The organism is Thiohalorhabdus sp., from assembly GCF_036628635.1.
GTDB lineage: Bacteria > Pseudomonadota > Gammaproteobacteria > Thiohalorhabdales > Thiohalorhabdaceae > Thiohalorhabdus.
Genome location: NZ_JAZKRM010000065.1, coordinates 1 through 9826 on the forward strand (window position 1 = coordinate 1; position 9826 = coordinate 9826).

Below are 9826 nucleotides of genomic sequence, written 5' to 3' on the forward strand. Positions count from 1 at the left end.
CTGAACGCTGAACGCTGAACGCTGAACGCTGAACGCTGAACGCTGAACGCTGAACACTGAACACTGAACACTACCGTCAGCCGTCTAGCAGCACTTCCAGAGCATGCTCGATTCGCCGCACCGGGTGGAGAGTCAATCCGATGCCATCCAGACCGTCTGCACCGCCGGCAGGGATCACGGCACGCTGGAATCCGAGCTTGGCGGCCTCCTTGAGACGGTCCTCGATGCGGCCCACGGCCCGCACCTCGCCGGCGAGGCCCACCTCGCCGAGGATGATGGTTCGCTCCGGCAGGGCCCGGGAGCGCAGGCTGGACACCAGGGCGGCGGCCACGGCCAGGTCGGCGGCCGGCTCGGACAGGTCCACGCCCCCCACCACATTGATGAACACGTCCTGGTCGAACAGCGCCACCCCGGCGTGGCGGTAAAGGACCGCCATCAGCAGGGAGAGCCGGTCGCGCTCCACGCCGATGGCCACCCGACGGGGCTGAGCGAGGGGGCTCTCGGCCACCAGGGCCTGGAGCTCTACCAGCAGGGGCCGAGTACCCTCCTGACTGGCCACCACGGCGGCCCCGGGGACCGGCGCCTCGTGCTCGGAGAGGAACAGTGCCGAGGGGTTGGCCACCGGCTCCAGACCGGCCCCGGTCATCTGGAACACCCCTAGCTCGTTCACCGAGCCGAAGCGGTTCTTGATGGCGCGCACCAGCCGGTACTGGCCGCCCTGCTCGCCCTCGAAATAGAGCACGGTGTCCACCATGTGCTCCAGGACGCGCGGCCCGGCCAAGGCGCCTTCCTTGGTGACGTGACCCACCAGGCACAGCACCGTTCCGGTCTGCTTGGCGTAGCGCACCAACCGGGCGGCGCACTCCCGCACCTGGGCCACCGACCCCGGCGCCGACGCCAGCGAGCCGTCGGCCACTGTCTGCACCGAGTCCACCACCGCCAGCTGGCTGTCCTGGTCCTGCATGCGGGCCAGCACGGTGTCCAGGTCGGTCTCCGCCAGGATCTGCAGGGGCCGATCATGAAGGCCCAGGCGGCCGGCGCGCTCGGCTACCTGGGCCGAGGATTCCTCCCCGGTGATGTAGAGGATCCGACGATCGGAGGCCAGGCCGGCGGCCGTCTGCAGCTGGAGGGTGGACTTGCCGACGCCGGGCTCGCCGCCGATAAGGACGGCGGCCCCGGGGACCAGGCCGCCGCCCAGGGCCCGATCGAGCTCGTCAATGCCGGTGGCAATGCGCGCCTCGCCACCCGGGCGGATCTCCGGAAGGGGGGTGGGACGGCCGCCGTGGAGGCCACCGCCCAGGGGCTTGGCGCCCTCCTCGCTGGCCGGGGCCTCCTCCACCAGGCTGTCCCAGGCGCCGCAGTCGGGACAGCGGCCGAACCACTTGGCCTGCTGGCCGCCGCACTCGGTGCAGGCGAAGACGGTCTTGGGCTTTTTGGCCATGACCCCGCCCTACAAACCGCCGGTGGGAACCGAGCCCATGAGGAACTTCAGGTCCTCATCAAAGAAGCGTAGCCCGGCCCCGACAAAGGGCGAGCGGTACTCGTCCGAGAAGGTGTTGTGGACCCCACCCTGGACGTAAAGGTGATCGTCCATGAAGCTGTAACGGGCGAGGAACCGCGACTGGGGGCCGTCGAAATCGGCGCCGCCGTTGCCGCCGCCGAAGTCCCACAGATCGGCGGACAGCTCCAGCGACCGAAATGGGTGATAGGTCATGCCTAGCCCCCCGGTGGACTGCTTCAGGCCGATGCGCCCGGACACCCCGTAGTTGGGCCAGGAACGGCCGAACATGAAGGTGAACTTGAGCTCGTTGCCGAATTCGTCCTTCTCGTCGAAGAAGTCATCGCCCGGCTGGGCGTCCGCGGCCTTGGTCGCCAGGCCGTCGGAGGTCGCCCCCAGAAGGTAGTAGCGGGTCGGCCGGGTCTGTAGCCGGATGCTGAGCCCCGATTTGGCCGCCTCCTGCTGGGTAAGATAGCGGGTATTCATAGAGACCGCGGTCTGCATGCGCTGGAGACGCCCGGCGGCCTCGCCCACCCCCGATACGGCCTTCTCCAAGTCCCGACCCACCTCGTCGTCGCTAACCAGCTTGCCCAGGGCACCCTCGCCGTTTTGAATTCGGCCCGTGATCCGGTTGAGGTTGTCGGAGATGCCGGCCAGATTGTCGTAGACCTGCTCCTCCTTGTAGAGCCGGCCGATGGTGCCCTTGCCTTCGCGGATGTTGCCGGTGATCTCGGCGAGGTTGTCGGCGGTCCGGCTTAATTTGGCCACCAGTTGGTCGAGCTGGTCGCGGTTGGCCGCGATGGCCTCGTTGGCTCCCTTCGCGGTCTCCCGGAAATTGGCAACCATGGGGGGCAGGTCCTGCTTGAGGCTGGAAGTGATCGTTTCCAGGTTGGCCACCACCTTGCGCAGCCCTTCCCGATTCTGCGCGGCCATTCCCTTCAGGTCGCTGGAGAGCCGGTCAACATTGTCGAAGATGCGCTCCAGCTTGGCCTGGCCTTCCTTGCCGCCCAGAACCTCCCTCAGGGTGGCGGTAACCTCCCGGACGTCCTCGCCGACTTGGCCGAATTTGCGCATCACGTCGTCCATGTCCTGGGCCTTTTCCCCCTCAGGGATGGTGGAGCCGGGCTCCAGGCGGCCCTCGGCCCCGGGGTCGTAGCTCAGGGTAATGTATTTCTCGCCCACCAGCCCGGTGCCCCCGACTGAGGCCACCGTTGATTCGGGCAGGCGGACGTCGTCCTTGATGCGCAGCCCTACAACGGCCTCGCCTCCGGCCAGACGAATGTCGCCCACCTCGCCCACCGCGACCCCCGCCATCCGCACGGAGGCCTTTTCCCTAAGGCCCTTCACGTCCGCTATGCGCGCCTTGTAGGGGATCCGATCGCCGTCCCCGAAAAAGCGCACGTCGCCTACCAGGAAGGTGCCTATGCCGAACAGCACCAGGGTGGCGACGACGAACAGGCCTACCTTCTGTTCGGTTGCGAGCATGTCCCTGCCTCAGGCGCCTTCCGTGATGGGGCCGTGGGCCCGGCCGTGGACGAACTGGGAGACCACTGGATGATCAGTGGTCCGGATCTCTTCGGGGGTACCCGTAAAAACGAGCCGACCCTGGTAAAGCATACTGATCCGGCCGGCAATCTTGTAGGCACTGTCCATATCGTGCGTGATGACCAGTCCCGAGGTGTGGGTCTTCTCCTGAAGATATATGATGAGCTCGTTGATGACATCGCTGGTGATGGGGTCGAGTCCGGTGGTGGGCTCATCGTAGAGCATGAGATTGGGACCGCTGGCCAGTGCCCGGGCCAGTCCAACCCGTTTGCGCATGCCGCCGGAGAGCTGGGCCGGGTCCCGGTCTTCGATACCGGGCAATCCTACCCAGCCCAGCACCTCCGTTACCCGTTCCCGGATTTCCTTGGGTGGCATGAGATTCATCTGCTCCAGTTCGAAGCCCACATTGGCGCCGACGGTCATGCTGTCGAACAGCGCGGCGTCCTGGAATAGCATCCCCATGTCCCGGGTCATCCGAGCACGTTCCCCCTGGGCCATCCCCACCAGCTCTTGGTCGCGGTAGCGAATAGAGCCACTGTCCGGGTCCAGTAGGCCAAGGACGCACTTGAGCAGGACCGACTTGCCCGTACCGCTACCCCCGATGACGGCGTGGGTCTCGCCGGGAGCCAGGTCCAGGTTGCCTTCCTCCCAGACCACATTGTCGCCAAAGGCCTTTCTGAGACCGTGCACTTCCAGGAGCCGTTCGTCTGCCATCTCAGACCACCAGGTAGGTGATTAAGTAGTTGGCGGCCAGGATAAGGGTAGCGGCGCTCACCACGGCGCTGGTGGTGGCCCGCCCCACCCCGCGCGCGCCGCCGGACGTGGTATAACCCTGGAAGCTGGCCACGAAGGCGATAATGGCGCCGAACGCCGTTGCCTTGATCAGGCCGGAGAAGACATCCCACAGCTCCATGAAATCGAAGGTATTGTCCCAGTAGACCACGGGATTCGCGCCGAGCATGCCCACGCTGACCACGTAACCGCCCCAGATGCCGATGAAATCCCCGATGACCACAAGCAGGGGCAATGCGATAACGCCGGCCCAGAAGCGAGGCACGATAAGGTAGCGGACCGGATCGGCGGACAGGGCGTAGAGGGCGTCGATCTGCTGGGTGACGCGCATGGTGCCCAGTTCGGCGGCCATGGCGGCTCCGGCTCGGCCCGCTACCATCAGACCTACCAGAACCGGGCCCAACTCGCGGACGATGGAATAGCCCACCACCGTCCCCGTCATGCTCTCCGCCCCGAAACGCTCGAAGCCGGAAAAGATCTGGAGGGCCAGCACCATGCCGGTGAAGATAGAAGTAAGGAGGACCACCGGCAGCGAGCGGATGCCGATGAACTCCACCTGGTAGAACAGGTTGCCCAGATAAAAGGGTCGACCGAGGGTACTGCGGAGGGTACGCAGCAGGAGAAAAACCGCCGCCCCCCAGCGGCCGAAGAAGGCCATGGTGAAGGCACCGATTTGACCGAAGGCCCTGCCGATCATCGGGCTAGGCGCTGAAGGCGCATTCGCAGTCCGCATAGGATCTCGTAGGGGATGGTTCCGGCCGCCCGGGCCAGGACCTCCGCCGGAACCTCGGGGCCCAGAAGCTCCACCGGGCTGCCCTCTCGGGCCTCCGGCATCGGCTCCAGGTCCACGAAAACCATGTCCATGCAAACTCGGCCCAGAGTCCGGGAGGGCCGGCCGGCCACCCGGACCGGAGTGCCGGTTTCCAGGTGACGGGGATAGCCGTCGCCGTAGCCTAGGGGCACAACGCCGACACGCATGATTCGGTCGGCCTGGAAACCGGTCCCGTAGCCGATCCAGTCCCCAGGCTCCAACCGCCGGACGGTGATGATCTCCGATTCCAGGCGCAGCACCTGCTTCAGGCCCAGATCCGCGCCATCGCGCTCGGGGAAAGGCGAGGCCCCATACAGCATGAGTCCCGGACGGACCCAGTCCATTCGGGACTCGGGCATTTCCAGGAGGGCTCCGGAATTGGCCAGAGACAGCGCCGGCCGCTCGGGCAGCTGGGCGGCGGTGGCCTCCAGGACCTCCACCTGGCCCCGGTTGTAGGGGTCTTCGGGGGTGTCGGCGCGGGCCATGTGGGAGAACAGCCCCTCCCAGCGCAATCCTGGGGCCGCGGCTAAACGCGCCCCCCATGCCGCGGCTGTCTCCGGTTCAAGACCCAGCCGATGCATGCCGGTATCCACCTTGAGGAAGCAGCGGAGGGGCGGCCCGGTCCCCTTCCAGGCCAGCACCCGCTCCACCTGGTCACTGCGGTGGAGGACCAGGCCCAGCTCCAAGGACTCGGCGGCGCTGAGCTCGTCGTCCCGGAAGAAGCCCTCCAAGATGAAGACCGGGGCCCGAATCCCGGCCTCGCGCAGTCGCACACCTTCCTCGATGCATGCCACGCCGAAGGCGTCGGCCCCGGCGGATTCCAGGACCCCGGCCACCCACTCCAGACCGTGGCCGTAAGCATCCGCCTTGACTACCGCCATAACCCGGGAGTTGGGGGCGTGACGTCGGACGACCCCTAGGTTCTGCTCCAGGGCATCGGCAAACAGGCGGACGCGAGAAGGCCGGGCCACGGTTTAAGGCTCCGCGGCCATGCTAGAACTCCCCTGCCATTTCCGGACCGGCATAGTTCTCGAACCGGGTATATTCGCCCAGGAAGGTCAGGCGGACCACACCCGTTGGCCCGTTGCGCTGCTTGCCGATTATCAGCTCGGCCACGCCGGTGCTTTCGGGGTTGTCCGGGTGATAGACCTCGTCCCGGTAGATGAACATGATGACGTCCGCGTCCTGCTCGATGGCACCCGATTCCCTCAGATCGGACATCATGGGCCGCTTGTCGCTGCGCTGCTCCAGGCTGCGGTTGAGCTGGGAGAGGGCGATCACTGGGACGTCCAGCTCGCGCGCGAGGGCCTTGAGCGAGCGGGAAATCTCGGAGATCTCGTTGACCCGATTCTCGGCGGTAGCCGAGCCCTGCATGAGCTGCAGGTAGTCGACCACCACCAGGCCCAGGCCGTGCTCCCGCTTGAGCCGCCGACAGCGGGCGCGCATTTCGATGGGGCCGAGACCCGGGGTGTCGTCGATGAACAGGGGCGCTTCAGAAAGCTCGCCCACCGCCTTGGTCAGCTTGGGCCAGTCGTCGTCGTGGAGGTTGCCATTGCGCATCTTGTGGGCATCGATGCGCGCCCGGGAGGCCAGCAGGCGCATGGTGAGCTGCTCCCGGGGCATCTCCAGGCTGAAAATGGCCACCGGGGAGCGCTGGGAGACACAGATGTTCTCGGCCATGTTCAGGACGAAGGAGGTCTTCCCCATGCTGGGACGACCGGCGATAACGATAAGGTCCGAAGCCTGCAGCCCGGAGGTCTTGTCGTCGAGGTCTTCGAAGCCGGTGGGAAGGCCGGTAATGGGATCGTCGCGCTGGAACAGCTCGTCGAGGCGCTCGACGCTCTCGCGCAGCAGCTCCCGCAGTGGGGCGAAGCCGCCGCGGCGCTGGCTGGACTGGTCGGCGATCTGGAAGATGCGCTGCTCGGCCTGGTCCAGCACTTGGCCGACCGAATTCTCACCGGGGTGGAAGGCGCTTTCGGAAATCTCCCCGGCCGCTTCGATCAGCCCGCGCAGGACGGCACGCTCCCGCACCGCCTGGGCGTAATGGGTAATATTGGCGGTGGTAGGCGTATTGTTGGCCAGGGTAGCCAGGTAGGCCGTTCCCCCCGCCTCCTCGAGCATACCCTGGCGCTCGAGGATCTCGCTGACGGTAACGATGTCCGGCGGCCGATTCTGGTCCACCAGCTGACCCACGGCGTCGAAGATAACCTGGTGGTCGTGCCGGTAGAAATCCCCCTTCTGAACCAAGTCGGCCACCCGGTCCCAGGCGTTTTCGTCCAGCAAAAGCCCGCCGAGGACCGATTGCTCGGCCTCGACTGAATGGGGCGGGACCTTCAGCTCCGTGGTTCCTTGCACCGATTCCCCGTTACGCCGATCCCAAAAGGCATCGGGGGCGCGCCCAGCGGCCACCGATTCCCCGTTACGCCCATGCCAAAAAGCATCGGGGGCGCTTCAGCAGGCACCCTTGGTCCACCATACCGCGCAGACGGGCTCCCATCCTGCGCCACACCGACTCCAAACCGAGCCGCCGTTGACAAGCCGCCCCGGCCGAGCCAACCGGGGCGGCAAAGGACCGACGAGCCGGAGGAAGACTAGGTCCATGGCCTCCGCGTCGAGGAGGAATGCCTAAATTCCCGCCACCGACACCGTGATGGTAACAATAACATCGGGGTGAAGGCGGACCTGGACCTCGTGGTCGCCGACCTCCTTGATGGGTCCGTGGGGCAGGAGGATGCTGCCCCGCTCCACCTCGAAGCCCTGCTCCTCCAGGGCATCGGCGATATCGGCGTTGGCAACCGAGCCGAACAACCGGCCGGCCTCGGCCACCCGCCGATCCAGCTGGACGGTGGTGCCCTCCATGCGGGCGCCGAGGTCCCGGTAGTAATGCAGGAGCTCGGCCTGACGGGCCTCGTAGGCCTTGCGCTGGGCCTCGAACCGCTTCTTGTTGGATTCGGTGGCCTGCAGCGCCTTCTCCTTGGGCAGCAGGTAGTTGCGGGCGAATCCGCGGCGGACGTTGACCAAGTCCCCCAGGTTGCCCAGTTTCTCCACCTTCTCCAGAAGGATCACCTCCATAACAGACTCCTTGAGTATCCCGTTAGACGCAAAGGGTGGCGCTGTGGCGCCTTCCGCCCCCGGCTCACCCTTCGCCGCTTTTCAGCCTATTGCGGAAGTCGGCCCAGACATCGGCCAGGCCCAGAAGGGCCACAGCCAGCATGAGCTGAACGAACAGGGCCAACAGTATGTAGAAAACCACCAGCCAGCCCCTGCCGATGCCAAAGGCCAGGCGGGCGGCGTGAACCACCGCCAGCCCCTGGGCCAAAAACAGCAGCGAGGCCACCACCAGGCCGTTGGCCGCCCAGTAGCCGCCCGGGCTGGCCGCCCCCAGCCAAGCCACCAGTCCCAGGGCGATGGTCACCCACACCGCGGTATCGGGCAGGCGAAACGCCCGCAGAACGGGGGCCAGGTCCGGCATCGGACCGGCCGTGGCCGCCAGCCGAAGGCCCGTCATCAGGTTGACCCACCAGGCGAGGATCACGCCCGAGGCGATGATGCCTGGCAGGAACTGCGCCAGGCTGGGCACGACCCGAGCCTCGAGGTCCCGGATGGCTTGCTGGGCCTCCTCCTGCGGGAGATCCTGGCTCTGGATCCAGCCGCGGAGGATCTCGGTAACCCAGCTTTGGACCAGGGAGCCGGGATCGGCACCGACCGAGACGACCCATCCGGCGAGGCCGATCAGGGCCAGACCGCCGGAGCCCAAGGCGAGCCAGGGGAAATAGGGTCCCCCGCGCAGGATGAGGGCGCCCAGCGCCACCGGTGCCCAGAGGGCGACCAGCCAGAGCAAGGGGGCCATCACCTGTTGGGTGGCCAATCCGATAACCAGGGCCGCGATCAGCCCCACCTCGAGCACAGCCCGGGCGCCCATGTGCCAGCCGATCACCGCTGCTGGCACGGCGGCCACCAGCAGCAGGACCCCGCCCAGAATCGGAAGGAAAACGCTTACCAGGAATACCGCCGCGGCGATCAGCGCCGCCGGCAGCCGACCCTGGAGGATGACCCGGACGAGGGCCTGCACGCCGTGGTTAACGGACGGTGAACGGCAGAAGCGCGGCCATCCGGCCCCGCTTGATGGCCTTGGAAAGCATCCGTTGGTGGCGGCTGCAGGTACCGGTAATCCGGCTGGGGACGATCTTGCCCGTATCCGTGATGTTGCTCTCCAGGGTACGGACGTCCTTGTAATCGATGTGATCGACGCCTTCCGCACAGAAGCGGCAGACCTTGCGGCGACGGAACGTGGGCTTCATGGCAGTTCTCCTGCTCGTCGGTTATTCGCTAGTCGCTTGCGGCGGAGCCACCGGGGCAAGGCTTTCGGCGTGGAGCTCCAGTCGGCCGAAAACGGTCTCCTCGCCCTGCCGGCGCCGCACACGCTGGGCCAGGACGCCTTCCACCCGGCAATGCCCACCCGCGGGCAAGGCCTTGGCCCGGGCCGCGAGGTCTTCGCCCAGGGCGACCACGGTGATGCGGCAAGCGACGGTGCGCTCAAGCCCGGCCACGCTGACGCGCGACCAGTGCTCCAAGGGGAAGCGGGCGATGGGCAGGCCGGCGGGGGTCCAGCGCTCGTCCAAGCCGGCATGAACCTCCCCTTCCAGGGTCACCCGATTAAGGGGATCGGACACGGACGCCTGCCTCGCGCGCGGCTCAAGTCTCTTCCGAGGCGGTCTCCTCCGGCCCGGCGCCTTCGGCATTCATCTCCTCGGGGACCTCCTCCGCGGCCTTTTCCTCGGGCTTCTCCCGGCCGCCGCCTTCCCGGCGCTCGCCCTTCTCCTTCTGCTTGAGCTCCTTGGCGATGGGGCTCGCGTCGGTGGGGGCTTCTTCCTGGCGCACGACCATGTTCCGCAGGATGGCGTCGTTGAAGCGGAAGGCATCGACCAGCTCGTCCACCTCAGCCGGGTCGCACTCGGCGTTGATCAGGACGTAGTGGCCCTTGTGCATCTTGTTGATGGGGAAGGCGAGCTTGCGGCGGCCCCAGTCTTCCTCGCGGTGGATGGTGCCGCCGCTTTTGGTCAGCACCTCCTTGTACTTCTCCACCAGCGGCGGGACCTGCTCGCTCTGATCGGGATGGACGATGAACAGGATCTCGTAATGGTTCACGATTTCCGCTCCTTTCGGGTTGCAGCCACGCC

Annotated in this window: 11 protein-coding genes; all 11 read right to left on the reverse strand. The window is 66.6% G+C overall.

Translation table 11 applies throughout. The features are described 5' to 3' along the window. Positions 1–76: 76 nt before the first annotated feature. Positions 77–1441, reverse strand: coding sequence for a DNA repair protein RadA (gene radA / locus V5A19_RS12935; protein ID WP_332319645.1), 1365 nt, complete (start codon positions 1439–1441; stop codon positions 77–79). Positions 1442–1450: 9 nt separating this feature from the next. Then, complete coding sequence (locus V5A19_RS12940; protein WP_332319644.1) at positions 1451–2983, reverse strand: MlaD family protein; 1533 nt, start codon at positions 2981–2983, stop codon at positions 1451–1453. 9 nt (positions 2984–2992) lie between these two features. After that, positions 2993–3757 (reverse strand): ABC transporter ATP-binding protein, encoded by a 765-nt coding sequence (locus V5A19_RS12945; RefSeq protein ID WP_332319643.1) that lies wholly within the window; start codon positions 3755–3757, stop codon positions 2993–2995. Between the two features lies 1 nt (position 3758). Then, entirely contained in the window at positions 3759–4532 is a 774-nt protein-coding gene (locus V5A19_RS12950) for an MlaE family ABC transporter permease (RefSeq protein WP_332319642.1), read from the reverse strand. Next, complete coding sequence (alr, locus tag V5A19_RS12955; RefSeq protein WP_332319641.1) at positions 4529–5617, reverse strand: alanine racemase; 1089 nt, start codon at positions 5615–5617, stop codon at positions 4529–4531. Before alr ends, V5A19_RS12950 begins: the two co-directional genes overlap by 4 nt. A 22-nt stretch (positions 5618–5639) precedes the next feature. After that, entirely contained in the window at positions 5640–7001 is a 1362-nt protein-coding gene (gene dnaB / locus V5A19_RS12960) for a replicative DNA helicase (protein WP_332319640.1), read from the reverse strand. A 270-nt stretch (positions 7002–7271) separates the two neighbouring features. Continuing rightward, positions 7272–7718, reverse strand: coding sequence for a 50S ribosomal protein L9 (rplI, locus tag V5A19_RS12965; protein ID WP_332319639.1), 447 nt, complete (start codon positions 7716–7718; stop codon positions 7272–7274). Positions 7719–7782: 64 nt separating this feature from the next. Continuing rightward, positions 7783–8718 carry a DUF2232 domain-containing protein gene (locus tag V5A19_RS12970; protein ID WP_332319638.1) on the reverse strand — a complete coding sequence of 312 codons (936 nt, stop codon included), beginning with the start codon at positions 8716–8718 and terminating at the stop codon, positions 7783–7785. Positions 8719–8725: 7 nt separating this feature from the next. Continuing rightward, a complete protein-coding gene (gene rpsR / locus V5A19_RS12975) occupies positions 8726–8947 on the reverse strand; it encodes a 30S ribosomal protein S18 (RefSeq protein ID WP_332319637.1) in 222 nt (73 codons plus the stop codon). A gap of 21 nt (positions 8948–8968) precedes the next feature. Continuing rightward, positions 8969–9319, reverse strand: coding sequence for a primosomal replication protein N (priB, locus tag V5A19_RS12980; RefSeq protein WP_332319636.1), 351 nt, complete (start codon positions 9317–9319; stop codon positions 8969–8971). Between the two features lie 22 nt (positions 9320–9341). Then, the gene (rpsF, locus tag V5A19_RS12985) at positions 9342–9794 is read right to left on the reverse strand and encodes a 30S ribosomal protein S6 (RefSeq protein ID WP_443081459.1); all 453 of its coding nucleotides are present in this window, start codon (positions 9792–9794) and stop codon (positions 9342–9344) included. Between the last annotated feature and the right edge of the window lie 32 nt (positions 9795–9826).

Coding starts and splice junctions, on each gene's coding strand:
- V5A19_RS12950 (WP_332319642.1), bottom strand. CDS start 4,532: ATGATCGGCAGGGCCTTCGGTCAAATCGGTGCCTTCACCATGGCCTTC.
- rpsR (WP_332319637.1), bottom strand. CDS start 8,947: ATGAAGCCCACGTTCCGTCGCCGCAAGGTCTGCCGCTTCTGTGCGGAA.
- V5A19_RS12945 (WP_332319643.1), bottom strand. CDS start 3,757: ATGGCAGACGAACGGCTCCTGGAAGTGCACGGTCTCAGAAAGGCCTTT.
- V5A19_RS12940 (WP_332319644.1), bottom strand. CDS start 2,983: ATGCTCGCAACCGAACAGAAGGTAGGCCTGTTCGTCGTCGCCACCCTG.
- rplI (WP_332319639.1), bottom strand. CDS start 7,718: ATGGAGGTGATCCTTCTGGAGAAGGTGGAGAAACTGGGCAACCTGGGG.
- radA (WP_332319645.1), bottom strand. CDS start 1,441: ATGGCCAAAAAGCCCAAGACCGTCTTCGCCTGCACCGAGTGCGGCGGC.